This window comes from Kitasatospora sp. NPDC032757 (assembly GCF_055579305.1).
In genome coordinates this window covers 50,251-70,523 of record NZ_JBVINN010000021.1, presented here as the reverse complement: position 1 = coordinate 70,523, position 20,273 = coordinate 50,251, and the positions used below count along the sequence as shown (strand labels likewise).

The following is a 20,273-nucleotide window of genomic DNA, read 5'->3' as shown; positions in this document are numbered from 1 at the left end:
GGCCGGTGACCACCGTGCCGCCCGACCTACCCGTACTTCCACTTCTTCGGCCGTCACCGGTGATTACTTCCATCGAGGTCGGCTAGTTTGGTGATTGTGCTCGAACTGGATGATCTGGACCGGGGCCTGATCCACGCCCTGCAGGTGGACGCGCGGGCGCCGTTCACGCTCATCGCCGACGTCCTCGGCTCCTCGACGCAGACCGTCGTCCGCCGCTACCGCCGCCTCCACGCACAGGCCGGACTGCGCGTGGTCGCCCTGCCCACACCCCGCAGCTCCGGCCTGCACCAGTGGTTCGTACGGCTGACCGCCGCGACGCGCAGCGCGCACGACATCGCGCTGGCGCTGGCCCGCCGCCCCGACACCTCCTGGGTGCGCCTGACCTCCGGCGGCACGGAGATCGTCGCGATCATCCACACCGCGCCCGCGGGCCCGGACGCGCACGCGCTGCTCCTGCGGGACATCCCCCGCACGGCGGGGATCACGGCGGTCTCCGCGCACCACCTGCTCCACACCTACCTGGGCGGGCCGACCGCGTGGCGCGGGCGGATCGACGCCCTGGACGCCGGCCAGGAGGCGCGGCTGCGCGCCGAGACCGGCGCCCCCGACGCCCCAGGCACGGCGGGCACCGACGCCCCCGACGCCCCCGTGTACCTCCTCACGGACGCGGACCGCGTGCTGCTGTCCGCGCTGCGCGAGGACGCGCGCCGCAGCTACGCGGACCTGGCCGCCGCGACCGGCACCACCGCGGCCACGGCGGCCCGCCGACTGGCCGAACTGCGGGCGCGCGAAGCACTGTTCTTCGACGTGGACATCGATCCCGGGCTGCTGGGCGTGACGGTGTCCGCGCTGCTGTGGATGCAGGTGGCGCCCGCGCACCTGGATGCGGTGGCGACAGCGCTGGCGGGGCACGAGGAACTCGCGCTGGTCGCGGCGACGACCGGCCCGACGAACCTGGTCGCGCACGCGCTGTGCGGGGACGCGGAGGCCCTGCACCACTACCTGACGCGGCGGGTGGCCTGGGACGCGGTGACGCGGATCGAGACGGCGCCCGTGCTACGCACCTACAAGGCGGCGACGACGCTGCGCGCGGGCTGAGCCCGCCCGTGGGCGGCCGGGCCGCCGTAGCACCGGGCCGCCGGACCTCACGCCGCCGAGTGCGTCATCGTCCCTCGCACCCTCTTGGGCCCCCTCGGGGCCCCTCGGACCCCCGGCCAGCTGGTCATATGATGTCCGCGACCAGGGGCCGGCCAAGGCCCAGGCAGTCAAGGGGGGATCATGTTCGGCATCATCAGGCCGTGTCGCCACCGGCTCTCCGAGCGGTTGCAGAGCTCGTGGATGGCACACCTGTGCGGGCTCTGCCTCGCCCTTCGGGACGACCACGGACAGCTGGCGCGGACCGCGACCAACTACGACGGTCTGATCATCTCGGTGCTGGTCGAGGCCCAGAGCGCGAAGGACGACGCCTCCTGGCGCCGCACCGCCGGGCCGTGCCCGCTGCGGGGGATGCGGACGGCGTCGGTCGCCAAGGGCGAGGGCGCGCGGCTGGCGGCGGCGGTCTCGCTGGCACTCGCCTCGGTGAAGATCCGTGACCATGTCGAGGACGGGGACGGCGTGTTCGCCCGCCGGCCGGTCGCGGCCGGGGCGCGCGCCGTGACCAGGCACTGGGACCGGAAGAGCGCGGGCAGCGCCTCGGTGGTCGGCTTCAACACCGCCGTGCTCCTCGACGCCGCCGCCCGCCAGGGCGAGTTGGAGCGCGGGCTGGGGCCGGGCGGGTCCGTCCTGCTGGTTACCGAGCCCACCGAGAGCGCCACCTCAGCCGCCTTCGCGCACACCGCCGTGCTGGCGGGGCGGCCCGCCAACGCCACGCCGCTGGCCGAGGCGGGGCGGCTGTTCGGCCGGCTCGCCCACCTGCTGGACGCCGCCGAGGACCAGGCCGAGGACACCTTGACCGGCGCTTGGAACCCGCTCACCGCGACCGGCACCGACCGGGCCGAGGCCGAGCGCCTCTGCCGCGACGCCGTCCACGGCATCCGGCTCGCGCTGCACGAGGTGGAGCTGACCGACCGGGCGCTGGTGCACGTCCTGCTGGCGCACGAGACCGAGCGCGCCGTCGAGCGGGTCTTCGGCCCGGCCTCGCACGCCGCGGCCTGCAAGACCCGGGCCGTGCCCGGAGCGGCGCCGGACGCCTCCAACCCCTATCGAACGCCGCCCGGGTACGACCCCAACCAGGCGCCGCCGCCCGGTCCGGGCGCGCCCGTCCCGCCGTGGGTGCCCCAGGGGCCGGGCTTCGACCCGCCCGGCGCCCGGCCGCCGCACCGCCGCAACCTGCTCGCGGGCTGCGCGGTCTGGGCGCTGATGGCCTGCACGTGCCAGCTGATGTGCTGCGACCACAACGACCCGTTCTCTCGCGAGCACCGCCAGGGCTGGTGCGTCCGGAACGACTGCGACTGCAACTGCGGGGACTGCAGCGGCTGCGGGGACTGCTGCCAGTGCTGTGGCGACGGCGGCTGCTGTGACGGCTGCGGGTGTGACGGCTGTGACTGCGGCTGCGACTGCTGAGCGCCCTCCGCACGCCTCTCCCGGGAGCTCCCCGAGTTCGAAGGGAAGCTGACGCGACCGCAGGCGGAGCCGGGCTCGTCCGAGCGGCGAGCCCGCCCGCGTGGCGGGTCCCGAGCCCACTGCCGGACCAGCCGTAGGCGGCCTACCCGTAGGCGGCCTGTCCGGAGGCGGCCTGCCTGAAGCAGCCCACGTTTCCGTCCGGTTCGGCCCGCTCCGGCCCCGGGCCGGGCGCGCCGTCACCGGCCCACGCCGGCGAGGCCGGGGGACGAGCCGGCAGCAGCCCCGGCGCCGGGCCGCGCTCCCACAGTGGCAGCACCTCGACCCTCCGCAGACCGCCGGCTCTCGCCGGGTCGGCCTCAGGCATCGGAGCCCGTCTCCGCCGCCCGCCGGTCGGCCATCAGCGAGCTCTCCAGGCGGGCCAGCAACACCCGGAACCTTTCCGTGTCCTGCTCCGTCATCCGCCCCTCGGACAGCATCCGCACGCTCTGTACCTCGGTCGTTCCCTCGTTCATGTGCCCGACGTTAGGCTCCGACGATCAACACCCGATAAACAAGGCAGCCGCTGACCGACCGCACCACCGGGGCCGGGTGGAACGCACCGGTCCCACGGCGGGGCGCGGGTCCCATCGGGCCATGGCGGCCCGCTGGTCGAATCGTCACAGATCACCTACTGCGGGTCATTCGCCGCGAAACGCCGTGCCATGTCGATCCGTTGACGGAGTAGCCCGGCCTCGCCCACCTGCTGACCGCCCCCGCCCTCGGAACGGGCGACTGGGCGGTCCACTCCTCCGACGACACCGGGGAGCTCGTCAAGGACGGCGACTGACGGACTGCGGGTGGCTGACGGCGGGCGGCTGACAGCGGGCGACCCCGTCGGGGGCCGGTCCGGCCTACGCCCGGCCGAGCACCCGGTCGACGGTGATCTCGATGACCACCCGGTCCGGGTTCACGCGCGGCTCGCGGTACCGCTCGGTGTACCGCCGGACGGCCTCGGCCACCGCCTCCGGCTCGTCCCGCACCACGGCGACGCCCTCCAGCGTCGACCAGCGGGCCCGGTCCACCTGGCAGACCGCCACCCGCATACCCGCCGGGCCGGCCGCGAGGACGTTGCGCACCTTGCGGCTGGTCCGGCTGCTGATCACCCGCGCGGTCCCGGTCTCCGGCTGGTACGTCACCCCGACCGGCACCACGTGCGGCGAACCGTCCGGCCGCTGCGTGGTCAGCGTGGAGATGTGCCGCTCCTGCCAGAAGGCGAGGAAGGCTTCGTCGAGTTCGCGCGGATCATGGGCCATGCCCGCGATCGTACGACGCCCGGCCCGGTGCCGAGGCGCCGGGCCGGGGGCAGGTCAGGGTCGGGTCAGGTCAGGCCAGGTCAGGCCAGGCCAGGCCGGGGCCTGACCCGACCGGTCCCCGGCAGGGCCGGGCCTGACCGGGCCCCGGTCGGACCAGGCGTCCGACGCACCGCGCCGTCAGTGGCCGCGCGCGATCCACTCCGGCAGCGCGGGGGCCTCGGCGCCGATGGTGGTGGGGTCGCCGTGGCCGGTGCGGACCACCGTCTCCGGCGGGAGCGAGAGCAGCCGGTCCCGGATCGAGTCGATGATCGTCGGGAAGTGCGAGAACGACCGGCCGGTGGCGCCGGGGCCACCCTGGAAGAGGGTGTCCCCGGTGAAGACCGTCCCCAGCTCGGGCGCGTGGAGGCAGACCGCGCCCGGTGCGTGGCCGGGGGTGTGCAGCACGGTCAGCGCGGTACCCGCCACCTCGATCCGCTGCCCGTCGGTGAGTTCGCCGTCCGGCAGCCGGTCGGGGTGGGTGAGCTTCCAGAGCGGAAGGTCGTCCGGGTGCAGCAGGATCGGCGCGCCGGTGCGGGCGGCGAGCGCCGGGGCCGCGTCGATGTGGTCGTTGTGCGCGTGGGTGGAGACGATCGCCACCAGGCGGCGCCCGCCGAGCGCGGCCTCGATGGCCTCGGCGTCGTGGGCCGCGTCGATCACCACGGCCTCGGTGTCGTCGCCGACGATCCAGACGTTGTTCTCCACCTCCCAGCTGCCGCCGTCGAGGTCGAAGGTGCCGGCGGTGACCAGCCGGTCGATCCGTGCCGTGGTCCCCCCGCTCACAGGACCACCACCGAGCGGAGCACGTCGCCCTCGTGCATGCGGGTGAACGCCTGCTCCACGGCGTCGAGTTCGATGGTCTCGGTGACGAAGGCGCCGAGGTCCAGGCGGCCCTGGAGGTAGAGGTCGATCAGCATCGGGAAGTCCCGCGAGGGCAGGCAGTCGCCGTACCAGGAGGACTTCAGCGCGCCGCCGCGGCCGAACACGTCGAGCAGCGGCAGCTCCAGCCTCATCTCCGGGGTCGGCACGCCGACCAGGACGACGGTGCCGGCCAGATCGCGGGCGTAGAACGCCTGCTGGTACGTCTCCGGACGGCCGACCGCCTCCACGACCACGTCCGCGCCGTGGCCGCCGGTCAGTTCCCGGATCGCCTCGACCGGGTCGGTGGTACGGGAGTTGACGGTGTGGGTGGCGCCGAGCTTCTCCGCGGTGGCGAGCTTGCGGTCGTCGATGTCCACCGCGATGATCTTCGCCGCGCCGGCCAGCCGCGAGCCGAGGACGGCCGCGCCGCCGACGCCGCCGCAGCCGATCACCGCGACCGAGTCGCCACGGCCGACGGTGCCGGTGTTGATCGCGGCACCGATGCCCGCCATCACCCCGCAGCCCAGCAGGCCCGCGACGGCGGGCTCGGCCGCCGGGTCGACCTTGGTGCACTGGCCGGCCGCGACCAGCGTCTTCTCCGCGAACGCGCCGATGCCCAGGGCCGGCGACAGCTCGGTGCCGTCCAGCAGGGTCATCTTCTGCTTGGCATTGTGGGTGTTGAAACAGTACTGCGGACGCCCGCGCTTGCAGGCGCGGCACTGGCCGCAGACCGCACGCCAGTTGAGGATCACGAAGTCACCGGGCCCGACCTCCGTCACCCCCTCGCCGACCGACTCCACGATGCCCGCCGCCTCGTGGCCCAGCAGGAACGGGAACTCGTCGTTGATACCGCCCTCGCGGTAGTGGAGGTCGGTGTGGCAGACGCCGCAGGCCTGGATCCGGACCACCGCCTCGCCCGGCCCCGGGTCGGGTACGACGATCGTCGTGACCTCCACGGGCGCGCCCTTGGCACGCGCGATGACTGCCTTGACCTGCTGGGCCATCCGATTCCACCTCCGTCGGCCGATGCGGCTCTGCACCGGCATGACCTGCTCAAACGACTTGCCCACGAAGCGTATCGTCCACGCCGGTCCGTGCCCGGCGAACGGCTCCGGTGATCCGGCTCACCCGGGGCGGCCCACGTGCCCCCGAGCCGCGAGCCGCGCACCTCTGCCGGAGCCGCCCGGCCCCGACGGAGCCACCGGGCCCCGACGGCCGGCCAGGGGCGCGGCCTTGCCGAGCGCCCGTCATCACCCCGGCAGCCACCCGGCGTTGGCTGGAATCGTTGCTGACTGTGCCGCGCCGCCCACGTACGGTCGTACCGAACCCGACCCGTCCGACCCACCCGTCCCGCCGGCTCCACCTCTGCCCCTGTCCCTGTACACGCCGTACAAGCCCCCGCCCGATCGCACCTCCCCGTCCCCGCGCACCTCCCCGGATCCGCCCCCCGCCGGGCCGCCTCGCGCCGCCCACCGCCCTGGAGTCTGGAGTACGGATGTCCGCCGAGAACAGTGCCACCCGCGCCGGCACCGGCAGCGGCCAAGCCGCCGTCGCAACCGCCACCGCCGAGCCCCCGCTCCCCCCGCTGCACTGTGTGCGCCGCCTGGCCCCGGGCCCGCCCCGGCTCGGCACGCTCCCCACCGGCACCCCGGTCTGGCTGGTGAGCCGCCACGCCGACGTCCGGCAGGTGCTCACCGATCCGCGGCTGGGCCGCGCCCCGCTGCTCGCCCCCGACGCACCCCCGGTCTCGCTGGTCCCGAACCTCCTGGACGACCCGCAGGGCCTGCTCAGCCTCGACGGCGCCGAACACCAGCGGCTGCGCCGCACCGTGCAGCGGGCGTTCACCCCGCGCGCGATCGCCCGGTGGCGGCCGTGGGTGGCCTCGGTGGTCGAGGGCCTGCTCGACGATCTGATCGACCAGGGCTCGCCCACCGACATCGTCGCCGCCTACACCCGCCCGCTGCCGACGGCCGTCATCAGCCGGCTGATGGGATTGGACGGTGAGGACGGCAAGCGCCTCGAACACTGGAGCGACCACGCGCTCGCCACCACCGCGTACACCGCCGAGGCGATCCGAACGGCGCTGGCGGAGTTCGCCGGCTTCAGCGTCGAGCTGATCGCCGAACGCCGCGCCGACCCGGGCGAGGACCTCGTCAGCAGCCTGCTGGCGGCGGCCGGGGAGAGCGACGACATCACCGAGCCGCAGCTCGTCTCGCTGGTGATCGGCCTGGTGGTGGCCGGGCACGAGACCACCATGACCGCGCTCGGCAACGCCCTGGTCTACCTGCTCGGCGACGGCCGCGAGGCCTGGCAGCGGCTCGCCTCCGACGAACAGAGCGCGGCGGCCGCGACCGAACAACTGCTGCGCGCCATCCCGCTCGCGGACACCGCGCACCTCCCCGGACTCCTGCGGCGCAGTACCGAGGACGTGGAGATCGGCGGTGTGGTGATCCCGGCCGGCAGCGTGGTCGCCGCCGACACCCGCACGGCCAACCAGGACCCGGAGATCTACACCGGTGACCTGCTGACCGAGCTGTTCTCCCCGCTGGCCGCGCCGATGCTGACCTTCGGCGCCGGACCGCACCACTGCCTGGGCGCCTGGCTGGCCCGGATGGAACTGGAGCTGGCCCTGCACCGCCTGGCCCGCCGGCTGCCGGCGCTGCGGCTCACCATGCCGACGGACGCCATCGACTGGCGACGCGGCCTGGTGACCCGTAGTCCGCACACCCTCCAGGTCGCCTGGTGACGGCCGACCCGACGCGGCCCGCTGGGCCGGCGCTCAACGACCCGGTGGTGGTCCGGGTCGACCACGGGCGCTGCGTCGGCTCGGGCATGTGCGCGCTCGCCGTGCCCGGGTCGCTGGTGCTCGGCGCCGACGGACTGGCCCACCCGGTGCGCACCCCGCGGCCGGCCGGCGCGGACCCCGTCGGGGAGCCGTTGACGGCGAAGCTGGCCGAGGCGGTCGACTTCTGCCCGGTGGAGGCGCTCGCCCTGTACTCCGCCCGCGACGGCCGCCGGATCGCGCCCACCGGGTGAGGCCCGCGCCGATGCGATCCGGATGAGGCCCGCCCCCGGGCGCCCGGGTGAGACCCGCCTCCGGGCGCCCGGGTGAGAGCCTCGTCGGCGCCGCTCCGCACGCCGGGGCGGCGCCGGCGGCCGGGGCGGTCTGTGGCGCGGCGGCGCGCACCCCGCCCCGACCGGCGGGCCGTCAGACCCGGTCCGCGCAGGCCAGTGCCGCCCGAAGCTCGCTCACCGGGTCGCCCTCGTGGTACGGCCGCTCGCCGGCCTCGATGTGGTCCAGGAACTCCTGGTACCGCACCGCGTACGCGAGGTGGTAGAGCGGCTCGACCAGCTCCAGCGCGCGTTCCGGCGACGACCCGGGGACGTGCTCCCGCCACGCCCGCGCCCACACCTCGGCGGCCTGAGCCCACCGCTCGTCGTCGACGTACTGGCGCGGGCGCAGCCCGTCCAGGGCCGGGTGGCCGAGGCAGGAGTCGGCGTAGTCGACGACCACCGAGCGGGTGCCGTCGGAGCGCCAGTTGCCCGGGTGGAAGTCGCCGTGCACCAGGGTCTCGGGCAGCCCGCATACGGCCAGCTCCGCCACCAGCGCGGGCAGCCGCGCGGCGAGCGCCCGGGCCGCGTCGAGTTCACCGGCGGTCAGCTCGGGGCCGGGATCGGCCGCGAGCCGGTCGAGCAGGTCGTTCACCTGGCGGACCAGCGTGGGCAGGGTGCGGTCGCGCAGGCCGGCCGCGGCGGCGCGGCCGTCGGCGGCCAGCGCCGCCTGGGCGGCGACCAGCCGGGGTACCACGTCGGCGATCTCCTCGGCGGACGGCCCCCAGCAGTCCTCCCCGGGCACGTGGTCGAGCAGCAGACGCCCGCGCTCGGGGTCGGAGCCGAGCACCGGCGGCACCAGCGTGGGGTCGACGGAGCCGAGCAGCGCGATCACGTCGCCCTCACGGGCGTTGAACGTCGGGTTGGTCGCCTTCAACCAGGCGTCGCCGCCGGTGGCGGTGCGGTAGCGGAACAGCCCGGAGAGGTTCCACGTCCGGACCTGCTCGACCGGGCCGGTCGCGGGGCGGCCGGCCCGGTCGAGCGCCTGCTCGGCCCAGTCGAACGCCTCCCGCAGCCCGGCGGGCGTGGCCCAGCCGGCCCGCCGCTCGGCCGGGCCGAGCAGAGCGGCGGTGTCCGGGCCCGCCTGACGCGGCACCAGCCCGGCGGGCCGCTCCAGCGCCTCGACGTGGTAGACCACATGCCCGCCGTGGCCGCCACCGCCCTCCGCCACCTCGGCGAGCCGGAGCACCACCACCGGCACCCCCAGCTCCTCCGACAGCCGCTCGACCACCGGTGCGGCGGCCGACCACCACCCCTCGCTCACCTCGTACGGGCCCTGCGGCCCGAAGTACTCGTCCCCGTAGGTGAGGTGGGCGGTGACGGACCGGCTGCTCGCTCGCTTCATCCGGGCAGACTCCCCTATCCGCCCCGCAAGCGCGACCGTTTTTCCACGTACCGCACCCCGGCGCGTCCCGCTGACCGGACGCCCCGGGAGGTGACCCGACGGCAGCCCCGCCGGTCCGGCTGATCCGTCCTCGTCGTCCCCCTTCCGAGCGAGGGGGTCTCTTCCTCCCGCTGCCGTGCGCCCCTGCGGACGGACGCGGCCGCCGGGGCCGCGCGAGCCCGGCCGGCGCCCGCGGGACCGCCGCGGGCGCCGGCCGGCCATGGTCCGGCCACGGGATCGGCTACGGGATCGGCACCGCCGTGCCCGAGACCCGGATCCGGGCGTCGCCCTCGCGGAGTTCGACCTTCAGCACGCCCGGCCGGCCGAGGTCCTCACCCTGATGGAGGGTCAGGGTGGCCGGGGCGGTGACCGCACCCCGCTCGCGCAGGTAGGCGCCGAAGGCGGCAGCGGCCGCGCCGGTGGCCGGGTCCTCCACGACGCCGCCGACCGGGAAGGGGTCGCGGACGTGGAAGACGTGCTCGCTCTCCCGCCAGACCAGCTGGAGGGTGGTGAGGTCCCGGGCCGTCATGTAGGAGGCCAGGCCGTCGAAGTCGTACTCCAGGCGGGCCAGCCGGTCGCGGGTGGCGGCGGCCAGCACCAGGTGGCGGGCGCCGCCGTAGCCGATCCGGGGCGGCAGTGCGGCGTCCAGCTCGTCGGCGGACCAGCCGAGCAGCGCGAGCGCCTCGGCGACGTCCGCCTCGCCCACCTCTTCGACGTGCGGCTCCACGCTGGTGAGGGTGGCGCGCAGGACACCGTCCGCGCCCTTGTCGACCTCGATCGGCACCTCGCCGGCCTGGGTCGCGAAGACGTACCGGCCGGGACCGGTCCGCTCGGCGAGCGCGACGGCCGAGGCGACGGTGGCGTGGCCGCAGAACGGCACCTCGGCCAGCGGGCTGAAGTACCGCACGGTGTAGGCGCTTTCGGCGCCGCCCGAGGCGTCGGGTATCAGGAACGCCGTCTCGGAGTAGCCGACCTCGGCGGCGGCGGCGAGCATCTGCTCGGCGGAGAGGCCGGAGGCGTCGAGCACCACGCCGGCCGGGTTCCCCCCGGCCGGGTCGGTGGAGAAGGCGGCGTAGCGCAGGATGTCGGTGTCGGGGGTGGCCACGGCCACGGCGTCGCTGGTCATGATCGCTCGAACACCATCCCTCCGCCCGGTGTTCCCACCCGCCCGTACCGGGTGGTGGTGCACACCGATGACGCGCCCCCGCAGACGCCCCACGCGCCCCGGCTCCCCTGCCGCACCGGGCCACCCGGGCCCCGCGCCACCGCCGCCCAGCTCCCCAGCTCCCCGGCTCCACCCCGTTCCCACCTGCCGCAGCGACCCCGCCCGCACCCCCACGGCGACCTCCCGCAACGACCACGCACCACCGGTGCGATGATCTTCCCCATGGCCGTCACCGCGTACCAGGAACAGTTCCGCGACCGTTTCCTCACCGCGCCCGTCGTCGCCCCGCCGCCGCCCGGCCCGCAGCCCGCCGGCACCACCCGCCGCCCCCGCCCGACATGCGGCCGGTCCGCCGGTCGCCGATGCTGGGGCCTGTCTGACATCTCCCAGGCGGCGGCACGCGCCCGGCGTCACGGAGCCCGGGCCGGCGCGCGGAACGACGGCCGGGACGGCCCGAGGAAGGACCACCCCGTATGAGCGAGCAGAGCGAGCGAGTCATCGACGGGCGCGCACGGGCGCATGCCCGAGCCGAGGGAAGCGGGGTGGGGGCATGAGCGCGCTGGACTTCGAGGTCATCGACAGCCCCGACAGCTCGCTCAACAAGACGTCCGTCCTGGTGACCGGGCCCGACGACGCCCTGCTGGTGGACGCCGGGTTCACCCGCTCCGACGGACGCCGGCTGGTCGAGCGGATCCGGACCTGCGGCAAGCGGCTGACCACGGTGTTCGTCAGCCACGGCGACCCGGACTTCTACTTCGGCGCGCAGGAGGTGCAGGACGCCTTCCCGCAGGCGCGGTTCCTGGCCACGGCGACCACCGTCGAGCACATCCAGGAGTCCTACGAGGGCAAGCTGAAGGCCTGGGCGCGCCTCGGCCCCGAGCTGCCGACCCGGCTGGTGCGGCCCGAGGTGCTGCACCGCGACGAACTCGTCTTCGAGGGCCACCGGTTCGAGCTGCGCGGCGCCGACTTCCACCTGCCGGACCGGCACTACCTCTGGCAGCACCACCACCGCACGATCCTCGGCGGCGTGCTGCTCTTCGAGGGCCTGCACGTCTGGACCGCCGACACCCCGACGCCCGAACAGCGGGCCGCCTGGATCGACCTGCTGGACGGAATGGAGGCGCTGCAGCCCGGGTTCGTGGTGGCCGGCCACCGGACGGCCGGCGCACCCACCATCACCACCGCGATCGACCACACCCGCGCCTACCTGCGGGCGTTCGAGACCGAGATCGGCCGGGCCACCGACGCGGCCGCCGCCAAGGCGGCGCTGGAGCGCCGGTTCCCGGACCTCGGGATGAAGCTGGCGGTCGACCTCGGGACGAAGGTCGCCATGGGCGAGATGACCTGGGGCTGAGCCGAGATGATCGAGATCCCGAGGTCCGCCGCCTCCTTCGCCGAGTCCGACGCCCCCGCCGACGTGGTCCGCCGCCAGTACCTGGCGTCGGCGCGCGGCGACCTGGGCGCGCTGCGCGCCACGCTCGCCGACGACGTCGAGTGGACGGAGATGGCCGGATTCCCGCTGGCCGGCACGTACCGCACCCCGAAGGGCGTCACCAGCGGCGTGATGGAGCGGCTGGCCGCCGAGTGGGACGGCTGGACGGCCCACGACGACAGCTACGTGGTGGACGGCGAGAACGTGGTGGTGCTGGCCCGCTACACCGCCGTGCACCGGACCACCCACCGCCCGCTGGCGGTCCGGGTGGCGCACCACTTCACCGTGCGCGGGGGCCGGATCGTGCGCTTCGAGCAGTTCGTCGACACCGCCCTGGTCCGGGACGCCATGACTCCCTAGCAGGCGGCCGCCCCGTACCGCCGGCCAGCTTCACCCGTTCGGGGGAGCCTGTCGCGGCGCGCCTGGCGTGGCCTCGACAGGTCCCCCGAACGGCGGCAGGCTGTCCGTGATTCCGGCCGGAGAGCGAGGAGTTCAGCATGGGCACGGGCACAGCAGGAACGGCCGACGGCGGCGGGCGCGAGCGGCCCATCGTCATCGTCGGCGCCTCCCTGGGCGGCGCCAAGGCCGCGGAGGCACTGCGCGAGGCCGGGTACCGCGGCGGCATCGTCCTGATCGGCGACGAGCACGAGCGGCCGTACGAGCGGCCGCCGCTCTCCAAGGGCTATCTGCTCGGCAAGACGCCGCGCGAGAAGATCTACGTCCATCCGCCGCAGTGGTACGCCGAGCAGGACGTCACCCTCCGCCTCGGCACCCCGGTCGTCGCGGTCGACCCGGCCGGGCACACCGTCACGCTCGCCGACAACGGCCGGATCGAGTACGCGAAGCTGCTGCTGACCACGGGTTCGGTGCCGCGCCGGCTGCCGGTGCCGGGTGCGGACCAGGACGGCGTGCTCTACCTGCGCCGGGTCGGGGAGAGCGAGCGGCTCCGGGCTGCGCTGAAGCCGGGTGCCCGGGTCGCGGTGATCGGCGCGGGCTGGATCGGCCTGGAGACGGCGGCGGCCGCCCGGGCGGCGGGCGCCGAGGTCACCGTGCTGGAGGCGGCCGAGCTGCCGCTGCTGCGGGTGCTGGGCCGCGAGGCCGCCCAGGTCTTCGCCGACCTCCACCGCGACCACGGCGTGGACCTGCGGTTCAACGCCAAGGTCGAGGAGCTGACCGGCGAGGGCGGAGCCGTCACCGGTGTGCGCCTCGCGGACGGCGCGACGGTGGCGGCGGACACGGTGATCGTCGGCATCGGCATCGCCCCGCTCACGACGCTCGCCGAGTCGGCCGGCCTGGAGATCGAGAACGGCGTCAAGACCGACGAGCACCTGCGCACCTCGGACCCGGACATCTACGCGGCGGGCGACGTCGCCAACGCCTTCCACCCGATGCTCGGCCGCCACGTCCGGGTCGAGCACTGGGCCAACGCGCTCAACCAGCCGCAGACCGCGGCCCGGGCGATGCTCGGCCAGGACGGCCCGGACGCGGTCTACGACCGGGTGCCGTACTTCTTCACCGACCAGTACGACCTGGGGATGGAGTACACGGGCTACGTCGAACCGGGCGGCTACGACCGGGTGGTCTTCCGGGGGGACCGCGCCGCCCGCGAGTTCATCGCCTTCTGGCTGTCCGGCGGCCGGGTCCTGGCCGGGATGAACGTGAACGTCTGGGACGTCACCGACCCGATCCGCGAGCTGGTCCGCTCGGGGCGCCCGGTGGACCCTGCGGCCCTGGCCGACCCGGGCGTCCCGCTGAACGAACTCTGACCGCCTCCCTGCCGCTGCCCCGCCACCGTCCGCACAGGGCCGCCCCGAGCACCGTCGCCCGGGGCGGCCCTGTCGTCCGGCCGGCGGCCGAGGGCCGACGGTCAGGCTCCCGGCGTCAGGCGACCGGCGGGAAGGCCTCGGCGTCCGGCTTGAGCAGCCGACCGGGCGCGGGCACGGCCTTGTCCACCAGGTAGGAGGTGACCAGCTTGTTCAGCTCCTTGCTCCGGCCCACCGCACAGTGTTCGATCACGTCGACGCTGACCAGCACGGCGCTGCCGAGCTGGCGCTGCATGTTCTGGGCGAACTTGTACTGGGTGGCAGGGTCGTAGAGGTTGCCGATCACCATCACCGGGTTGGCGGTGCGGCGGTTCCACGGGCCGGTGTACCGGTCGGAGTCACGCGCCGGGGCCGGCCAGGTGGCGCAGGCGGGCGCGTCGAAGGCCTGGTAGCGGCCGAAGGTCGGCGAGTCCTTCTCCCAGGCGCGGGCCAGGTTGGCGAAGACCCGCGGGTTCGACGGGTACGGCTTGTCCTGGCAGTTGACGCCGTAGTAGGAGTCGTCGGAGCTGTACGGGGTCTCCGGCAGGGCCTCGCGCAGGGCGGTGGGGACGGTCACGGCCAGCGTGTTCGCGTCGTCGGCGGCCTTCGGGGCCGTCAGCGAGGGCGCGCCCTGCTGCTGGAGCACCTCGTGCAGCGCCTGGAGCGACTTGGCCAGCGGCGCCTGCCGGGTCTGCGCGTAGAGGGCGTCGGCGACCTGGCTGGTGAAGCTGGAGAGGGTCACCTGGGTGCCGTTCGGCAGGGTGACGGGGCTGGTGCGCAGGTGGTCGCGGATCGCGTCGAACTTGGCCCGGGTGTCGCCGTCGCCGAAGGCGCAGCGCGGGGCTCCGGCCGTCTTGCAGCGCTTCAGGTACTCGTCCAGGGCGAGTTCGAAGCCGGCGGCGCGCTGCCGGTCGTACTCCAGGCCGTTGTGCAACCGCAGGTTCGGGTCGACGTTGCCGTCGATGATCAGCGCGCGGACCTTGTCCGGGTACATGCTGGCGTAGGTGGCGCCGATCAGCGTGCCGTACGAGAAGCCGGCGAAGGTGAGCTGTTTGTCCCCGACGGCCCGGCGCATCCGGTCGAGGTCGCGGACGACGTTCTCGGTCGACATGTGCTCGATCAGCGGGCCGGCGTTGCGGTCGCAGGCGTCGGTGTAGTCCTCGGTGGCGGCCAAGGTACCGTCGATCTCGGCCTTGGTGACGGGCACGCCGGTCTGCCGGCCGAAGACGGCGGCCGCCTCCTCGTCGGTGGTGAAGCACTTCAGCGGGTTGCTCCGGGCGACGCCGCGCGGGTCGAAGCCGACCAGGTCGAAGCGGGCCTGCACCTCGGGGTCGAAACGGCCGGTGGTGGCCCAGAGATAGCCGCTGCCGCCCGGGCCGCCGGGGTTGAGGAACAGCGAGCCGATCCGCTTGGACGGGTCCCCGGCCCGGCGGCGCATCATGGCGATGCCGATCTTCTCGCCGGACGGGTCCGCGTAGTCGAGCGGGACGGGGTAGACGGCGCAGTCGTAGATGCCGGGGTCCGGCTTCGACGGGTCGGGGTTGCAGGGCGTCCAGGCGACCGGTTCGACCCGGGCCTCGGCGGCGGGCGCGGCCGAGGGCGGTTCCGGCGCGGCCGACGCCGCGGCGGCGGTTCCGGCGACAAGGGAGAGCGCGCTGGCAAACGTCAACGCCAGACTGGATATGCGGGACACATGACCTCCTCCGGTTCTGCAAACCCGGCCAGCCTGGCAGCCGGGGACCGGGAGCGGAAGACCATGAACAGCCGTAGATTCTTCTGGCCAATCGTCATCTGACCGGTATTTCCCGGTTCTGACGGATGTTCGGGCGCAGAATCCACGGCGCGGTGACGGAACATCGCCAGTCCGTGGCCGTCTCCCCGATGGCGGCCGTCCGCCACACGGACGCCACACGAACCCCACACGGAGACCACTCGGACCCCACATGCACCCCACTCGGCCCCCGCCATGCGGACGCCGCGCAGGCCCCGCGGGCTCCCCGCGCGCCCCCGCGCGGACGCCGGGGCGGCCCGGCGTCCGGCTCCTCAGGCGCGCAGCGCGACCGCGGTCTGCTCCGGCGCCGCCACCCCGGGGAGGCGGCGCTCGGCCCACCGCACCGCCGGCCCCATCGCACAGCCGGCCGCCAGGAAGAGCCCGCCCAGCAGCAGCCACCCGGGCACGCCCCAGTCCAGCAGCAGGGTGGTCAGCAGCAGCGGCCCGACGGTGCGCGCCACCGCCACCCCCGAGCCGAAGAAGCCCTGGTACTGGCCGGTCTGGTGGGCGGGCGCGAGGTCGAAGCTGATCTGCCAGGAGCCCGCGGACTGCTTCATCTCGCCGATCACCTGGAGCGTCGCGGCCACCACGAGCAGCCCGGCCATCACCCAGAGCGGTACGTCCCCGGCCGAGAGGGCGAAGACGGCGCAGGAGGCGAGCAGGATGACACCGGCGTCGCGGACGGCGCGCGAGGCGGACCGCAGCCCGGTCACGCCGCGGGCCGTGCGGACCTGGAAGGCCATCACCACCGCGGTGTTGAGGACGAACAGCGCCGAGCCGAGCCAGGCCAGGTGGTCGGCCCGGGCCGCGATCCAGAGCGGAATGACCAGGCTGAGCAGCGGCATCCGCAGCAGGAGCACGGTGTTGATCAGCGTGACGACGGCGTACGGTCGGTCGGAGAGCACCGCCAGCTTCCGCCCGGGGCCCGAACTCGCCTGCGCGGGCGGCACTTCGGGCAGTCGCAGCAGCACCAGGCCACTGACCAGGAACCCCACGGCGGTGACCGCGAAGGCGACGAGGAACCCGGCCCGGCTCCCGGTGCTCAGCACGATGCCGCCGAGTGCGGCGCCAAGGGCCAGGCCCGCGTTGAGGGTTGCCTGCAGGCGGGCCAGCAGTGCCGTCCGCTCCGCCCGGTCGACCAGCCCGCCGACCAGTGCCTGCCGGGCCGCCGACAGCCCGGACTGTGTCGTGGCGTAGAGGCAGACGGCGGCCAGGAACGGCACGAAGGAGCGGATGACCAGGAAGGAGGCGACCACCGCGCCGGTGGCGAGCGCCAGCAGCACCGCCGTGCCGCGCGGCCCGCGCCGGTCGGCGAGGTGGCCGAGCGGGACGCCCGCCAGTGAGCCGACCGCCCAGGCCACGGCGAGGCCGAGGCCGAGGCGGGTGGGGGACATCCCGATGACCCGGGTGAAGTACAGCGCCGAGCAGGTGTAGTACGCGCCGTCGCCGATCGAGCCGACCAACTGGGCGGTGGCGAGCGTCCGCTGGACGCCTGCGGGTGGTGCAAGACGGATCGGCAACGACACTCCCCCGGTACGGCGGCCCCGAAGACCGCCGGTTCCCCACTGACCTGACATGATCAATCCTAGAGGCCGGGTGGACCACTGGACAGGTCCAGTCGGAGCACATTCGAGTGGGCCACTTGGGAAGCCGGGGGCCCGCCCCGCCACCACCCCTCGCCGCCGTCGCCCCGCACGGGCCGGCGAGGGCCGAACTCCGGTACGGGAACGGACGATCCGTCACCCGGGCGGCGGTACCGCAGCCACGCCCGGCCCGTCCGGTGCCGTCCGTGTCCGCCCCATCCGACATCCGGCGGGATGTCCGGTCCGGCCCGAAGTGCCCGTGTTGACCGGCCAGTAACCCCCTCCTATGCTCGTCCGCGTTCGCGATCCGGCACCGGGGCCGGGGCCGCCCAGGCCCGCCCGGCCGGAGCCGTCACCGGCTCGAAGGGCTCCTCCCATCAGCACCTCCATCGCACCCTCGGACAGCGCCCGGAACGCCACCACCCCGGCCACCACCCCGGCACAGGAGAGCCCGGCCCAGGAGCGCCCGGCCGACGCCACCGCCGCGCAGCCCCCGGCCGACCCGTCCCCGGCCCCCGCCGGCCGCCGGCGCTTCCTCACCTACCTGCTCGCCGCCCCCACCCTCACCGTCGCCGCCCGGCTCGGCCTGGACGCCGCCGCGCCCGCCACCGCCCGGGCCGCCGTGCGGACCGCAGCCGAGGGCGCATCCGCCGAAGGGCCCGCCGCCGCGCCCCAGTTGCTCGGCCTTCCCGGCATCCCGGACATCCTCGACCTCGGCGACGCGCTGATCCTGGCCGGCCTGCCCACCTCCCACCTGCTGGTGCTGGAGGTCACCGCCGACGGACGCGCCGCGCTGCACCTCCCCCGCCTGGAGGTCGGCCAGGGCCTGACCACCACCATCGCCATGCTGGTCGCCGACGAGCTCGACGCCCGGCTCACCGACGTCGACGTCCCGCTCTCCGACGGCCGCCCCGACCTGCTCTTCAACCAGCTCACCGGCGCCTCCAACTCGGTGCGCTCGCTGTACGACCCGGTCCGCGCCGCCGCGGCCGCCGCCCGCGCCCGGCTGGTCACCGCCGCCGCCCGCCGCTGGTCGCTGCCGGCCGACACCCTGCGCACCGCCGACTCCGCCGTCCTCGCCCCCGACGGCCGCCGGGCCGGCTACGGCGAACTCGCCGCCGCAGCCGCCGGCATCGCCGTCCCGGCCGTGCCCTCCGCCCCCAAGCCGCCCGAGCAGCAGCGCCTGGTGGGCCGGCCGACCGGCCGGATCGACGCCCGCGACATCGTCACCGGCCGCGCCAAGTACGCCGGCGACCTCGTCGTCCCCGGCGCCGTGCCCTGCGTCGTCGCCCGCCCGACCACCATCAACGGCACCCTCAAGTCACTGGACGCCTCCGCCGCCCGCACGATGCCGGGCGTCCTCGGCGTGGTCACCGTCCCGACCGGCGTCGCCGTGCTCGCCGAGACCTTCGACCAGGCGCTCAAGGCCCGCGACGCCCTGCAGACCGCCTGGAACCCGGGCCCCGTCGCCGCGCTCTCCGACGCCGACATCCGGGCCCGGCTGCGCGCCGCCCACCTGCCGTTCCTCGTCCCGCCGCTGCTGACCCAGTACGTGGACGGCGAGTTCGACTTCGCCTTCGTCAACCACGCGCCGATGGAGGTGCTGACGGCCGTCGCCGACGTGCGCCCGAACCGCGCCGAGATCTGGTTCGCCTCACAGACCCCGATCGTCGCCCAGCAGACCATCGCCGCCGACCTCGGCCTGCCGCAGGACGCCGTCACCGTCCATGTCGTGCGCGGCGGCGGCTCGTTCGGCCGCCGGCTGTTCTTCGACGCCGCTCTGGAGGCCGCACGGATCTCCCGGGCGGCCGGCCGCCCGGTCAAACTGATGTGGACCCGCAACGACGACATGCGCCACGGCCGGATGCGCCCCGCCAGCCACCACCGGATCCGCGCCACCTACGGACTGGGCCAGGTCATCAGCTACGAGCACCGGGCCGCCACCGTCCGGACCGACTTCCGGCACGGCCTCGGCGAGGCGCTCACCGCCGCCGGGTTCAGCCTCTCGGTGGCCGGCCTCAGCCTCGCCCAGGCGTTCTTCCTGCTCAGCGAGAAGAACCCCTACGACGTCGGCATCCCCACCCAGCTCCTCGCCGAGGTCCCGTTGGACATGCACACCGGCAGCTGGCGCTCGGTCTACTCCGGCACGGTCCGGGTCGCCGACGAGATCATGATGGACGAACTGGCCCGGCGCCTCGGCCAGGACCCGGTCGCCTTCCGCCGGGCCCGGGTGCGCGGCGCCGCCGGCAGGGCCGTGCTCGACAAGGTCGCCCAGGCCGGCCGCTGGGGACGCGCGATGCCCGCAGGCCAGGCCCAGGGCATCGGCTACCACGACGAGAACGGCGGGCGCGCCGCCTACCTGGTCGAGCTGGACGCCACCGACCCGAAACAGCCCCGGGTCACCAGGGCGGTGATCGCCGCCGACCTGGGCCTGGTGATCAACCCCCGTGGCCTGGAAGCCCAGTTGACCGGCGCGCTGATCGACGGCATCTCGGTCGTCCTCCAGGCCGGCAACCACATCGACCACGGCGCCGTCCGCGAGGGCAGCTACGCCGACTTCCGCTACGCCCGGCAGCGGCACAGCCCGCCGTCGGTCGAGATCCACCTCATGCCACCGAGCGGACCGCCCGGCGGTGCGGGCGAGTTGGGCGTCCCCGCCGCCTCGGCGGCGGTCGCCAACGCGTACGCCCGCGCGACCGGCATCAGCCCGCGCTCCTTCCCGATCGACTTCTGATCCCCTCCACCGACTCCCGAAGGGCGCAACTCCCCATGCCCAGCCACACCTTCGTCCTCAACGGGCAGCCGGTCACCGTCGAGGCCCCGGACGACATGCCGCTGCTCTGGGTGCTGCGCGACAAGCTCGGCGTCACCGGCCCCAAGTACGGCTGTGGGGTCGGCGTCTGCCGCGCCTGCACCAGCCACCTGGACGGTGAGGAGTTCCAGCCCTGCACGGTGGCGGTCAAGGACTGCGCCGGCCGCCGCGTCACCACCATCGAGGGGCTGGCCGACGGCGACACCCTGCACCCCGTCCAGGAGGCCTGGCTGGCCTGCGACGTCGCCCAGTGCGGCTTCTGCCAGCCCGGCCAGATCATGACCGCGGCCGCCCTGCTGCGCCGCACCCCGGCCCCGACCGACGCGGACATCGACCAGATCCAGAACATCTGCCGCTGCGGCACCTACCCCCGCATCCGCGAGGCGATCAAGCAGGCGGCCGCCCGCACGGCGCCGTGACGCGGTCCGCCCCGCCCGCGGGCGGGGCGGACCGCGTCAGCCG

Annotated in this window: 17 protein-coding genes; 9 read left to right on the top strand and 8 right to left on the bottom strand. The window is 74.8% G+C overall.

What is annotated here, in order from left to right:
* The first annotated feature begins 96 nt into the window (after positions 1 to 96).
* On the top strand, positions 97 to 1,098 hold the full coding sequence (locus ACZ5WK_RS22760) for an Lrp/AsnC family transcriptional regulator (protein ID WP_465549445.1): 1,002 nt from the start codon (positions 97 to 99) through the stop codon (positions 1,096 to 1,098).
* 180 nt (positions 1,099 to 1,278) lie between these two features.
* Complete coding sequence (locus ACZ5WK_RS22755; RefSeq protein WP_465549443.1) at positions 1,279 to 2,562, top strand: DUF5685 family protein; 1,284 nt, start codon at positions 1,279 to 1,281, stop codon at positions 2,560 to 2,562.
* Positions 2,563 to 2,918: 356 nt separating this feature from the next.
* Here ACZ5WK_RS22755 and ACZ5WK_RS22750 read toward each other — a convergent pair whose 3' ends face one another.
* From ACZ5WK_RS22750 to ACZ5WK_RS22735, 4 genes are all read right to left on the bottom strand, one after another.
* Entirely contained in the window at positions 2,919 to 3,074 is a 156-nt protein-coding gene (locus ACZ5WK_RS22750) for a hypothetical protein (protein ID WP_396323389.1), read from the bottom strand.
* Between the two features lie 378 nt (positions 3,075 to 3,452).
* Positions 3,453 to 3,854, bottom strand: a complete 402-nt coding sequence (locus tag ACZ5WK_RS22745; protein WP_465549441.1) for a pyridoxamine 5'-phosphate oxidase family protein — start codon at positions 3,852 to 3,854, stop codon at positions 3,453 to 3,455.
* Between the two features lie 177 nt (positions 3,855 to 4,031).
* Positions 4,032 to 4,673 carry an MBL fold metallo-hydrolase gene (locus tag ACZ5WK_RS22740; protein ID WP_465549439.1) on the bottom strand — a complete coding sequence of 214 codons (642 nt, stop codon included), beginning with the start codon at positions 4,671 to 4,673 and terminating at the stop codon, positions 4,032 to 4,034.
* On the bottom strand, positions 4,670 to 5,755 hold the full coding sequence (locus ACZ5WK_RS22735) for an S-(hydroxymethyl)mycothiol dehydrogenase (RefSeq protein ID WP_465549437.1): 1,086 nt from the start codon (positions 5,753 to 5,755) through the stop codon (positions 4,670 to 4,672). The genes ACZ5WK_RS22740 and ACZ5WK_RS22735 overlap by 4 nt, the downstream gene beginning before the upstream one ends.
* 491 nt (positions 5,756 to 6,246) lie before the next feature.
* Between ACZ5WK_RS22735 and ACZ5WK_RS22730 the strand changes: the two genes are divergently transcribed.
* Positions 6,247 to 7,497, top strand: a complete 1,251-nt coding sequence (locus ACZ5WK_RS22730) for a cytochrome P450 (protein WP_465549435.1) — start codon at positions 6,247 to 6,249, stop codon at positions 7,495 to 7,497.
* Positions 7,494 to 7,787, top strand: a complete 294-nt coding sequence (locus ACZ5WK_RS22725) for a ferredoxin (protein WP_465549433.1) — start codon at positions 7,494 to 7,496, stop codon at positions 7,785 to 7,787. The genes ACZ5WK_RS22730 and ACZ5WK_RS22725 overlap by 4 nt, the downstream gene beginning before the upstream one ends.
* Positions 7,788 to 7,959: 172 nt before the next feature.
* Here ACZ5WK_RS22725 and ACZ5WK_RS22720 read toward each other — a convergent pair whose 3' ends face one another.
* Both ACZ5WK_RS22720 and ACZ5WK_RS22715 read right to left on the bottom strand, forming a co-directional pair.
* Positions 7,960 to 9,207 carry a phosphotransferase gene (locus ACZ5WK_RS22720; protein ID WP_465549431.1) on the bottom strand — a complete coding sequence of 416 codons (1,248 nt, stop codon included), beginning with the start codon at positions 9,205 to 9,207 and terminating at the stop codon, positions 7,960 to 7,962.
* A 280-nt stretch (positions 9,208 to 9,487) separates the two neighbouring features.
* Entirely contained in the window at positions 9,488 to 10,372 is an 885-nt protein-coding gene (locus ACZ5WK_RS22715) for a PhzF family phenazine biosynthesis protein (RefSeq protein WP_465549429.1), read from the bottom strand.
* Between the two features lie 589 nt (positions 10,373 to 10,961).
* On the opposite strand from ACZ5WK_RS22715, the gene ACZ5WK_RS22710 reads away from it, so the two are divergent.
* The 3 genes from ACZ5WK_RS22710 to ACZ5WK_RS22700 all read left to right on the top strand — a co-directional run bounded on the left by ACZ5WK_RS22710 (position 10,962) and on the right by ACZ5WK_RS22700 (position 13,609).
* On the top strand, positions 10,962 to 11,765 hold the full coding sequence (locus tag ACZ5WK_RS22710; RefSeq protein WP_465549427.1) for an MBL fold metallo-hydrolase: 804 nt from the start codon (positions 10,962 to 10,964) through the stop codon (positions 11,763 to 11,765).
* A gap of 6 nt (positions 11,766 to 11,771) precedes the next feature.
* The gene (locus ACZ5WK_RS22705; RefSeq protein ID WP_396323378.1) at positions 11,772 to 12,203 is read left to right on the top strand and encodes a nuclear transport factor 2 family protein; all 432 of its coding nucleotides are present in this window, start codon (positions 11,772 to 11,774) and stop codon (positions 12,201 to 12,203) included.
* 137 nt (positions 12,204 to 12,340) lie between these two features.
* A complete protein-coding gene (locus ACZ5WK_RS22700) occupies positions 12,341 to 13,609 on the top strand; it encodes an NAD(P)/FAD-dependent oxidoreductase (protein WP_465549425.1) in 1,269 nt (422 codons plus the stop codon).
* A 115-nt stretch (positions 13,610 to 13,724) separates the two neighbouring features.
* On the opposite strand, the gene ACZ5WK_RS22695 is transcribed toward ACZ5WK_RS22700, so the two are convergent.
* Both ACZ5WK_RS22695 and ACZ5WK_RS22690 read right to left on the bottom strand, forming a co-directional pair.
* Positions 13,725 to 15,314, bottom strand: a complete 1,590-nt coding sequence (locus ACZ5WK_RS22695) for an alpha/beta hydrolase (RefSeq protein ID WP_465549423.1) — start codon at positions 15,312 to 15,314, stop codon at positions 13,725 to 13,727.
* Positions 15,315 to 15,688: 374 nt separating this feature from the next.
* Positions 15,689 to 16,936 (bottom strand): MFS transporter, encoded by a 1,248-nt coding sequence (locus tag ACZ5WK_RS22690; RefSeq protein WP_465549421.1) that lies wholly within the window; start codon positions 16,934 to 16,936, stop codon positions 15,689 to 15,691.
* Positions 16,937 to 17,285: 349 nt separating this feature from the next.
* On the opposite strand from ACZ5WK_RS22690, the gene ACZ5WK_RS22685 reads away from it, so the two are divergent.
* Together ACZ5WK_RS22685 and ACZ5WK_RS22680 are read left to right on the top strand one after the other, a co-directional pair.
* Positions 17,286 to 19,733, top strand: a complete 2,448-nt coding sequence (locus ACZ5WK_RS22685) for a molybdopterin cofactor-binding domain-containing protein (RefSeq protein WP_465549419.1) — start codon at positions 17,286 to 17,288, stop codon at positions 19,731 to 19,733.
* A 35-nt stretch (positions 19,734 to 19,768) separates the two neighbouring features.
* Positions 19,769 to 20,230 (top strand): (2Fe-2S)-binding protein, encoded by a 462-nt coding sequence (locus ACZ5WK_RS22680; RefSeq protein ID WP_465549417.1) that lies wholly within the window; start codon positions 19,769 to 19,771, stop codon positions 20,228 to 20,230.
* Positions 20,231 to 20,273 lie beyond the last annotated feature (43 nt).

Coding starts and splice junctions, on each gene's coding strand:
- ACZ5WK_RS22755 (WP_465549443.1), top strand. CDS start 1,279: ATGTTCGGCATCATCAGGCCGTGTCGCCACCGGCTCTCCGAGCGGTTG.
- ACZ5WK_RS22685 (WP_465549419.1), top strand. CDS start 17,286: ATGCTCGTCCGCGTTCGCGATCCGGCACCGGGGCCGGGGCCGCCCAGG.
- ACZ5WK_RS22680 (WP_465549417.1), top strand. CDS start 19,769: ATGCCCAGCCACACCTTCGTCCTCAACGGGCAGCCGGTCACCGTCGAG.
- ACZ5WK_RS22720 (WP_465549431.1), bottom strand. CDS start 9,207: ATGAAGCGAGCGAGCAGCCGGTCCGTCACCGCCCACCTCACCTACGGG.
- ACZ5WK_RS22715 (WP_465549429.1), bottom strand. CDS start 10,372: ATGACCAGCGACGCCGTGGCCGTGGCCACCCCCGACACCGACATCCTG.
- ACZ5WK_RS22700 (WP_465549425.1), top strand. CDS start 12,341: ATGGGCACGGGCACAGCAGGAACGGCCGACGGCGGCGGGCGCGAGCGG.
- ACZ5WK_RS22745 (WP_465549441.1), bottom strand. CDS start 3,854: ATGGCCCATGATCCGCGCGAACTCGACGAAGCCTTCCTCGCCTTCTGG.
- ACZ5WK_RS22710 (WP_465549427.1), top strand. CDS start 10,962: ATGAGCGCGCTGGACTTCGAGGTCATCGACAGCCCCGACAGCTCGCTC.
- ACZ5WK_RS22750 (WP_396323389.1), bottom strand. CDS start 3,074: ATGAACGAGGGAACGACCGAGGTACAGAGCGTGCGGATGCTGTCCGAG.
- ACZ5WK_RS22730 (WP_465549435.1), top strand. CDS start 6,247: ATGTCCGCCGAGAACAGTGCCACCCGCGCCGGCACCGGCAGCGGCCAA.
- ACZ5WK_RS22735 (WP_465549437.1), bottom strand. CDS start 5,755: ATGGCCCAGCAGGTCAAGGCAGTCATCGCGCGTGCCAAGGGCGCGCCC.
- ACZ5WK_RS22705 (WP_396323378.1), top strand. CDS start 11,772: ATGATCGAGATCCCGAGGTCCGCCGCCTCCTTCGCCGAGTCCGACGCC.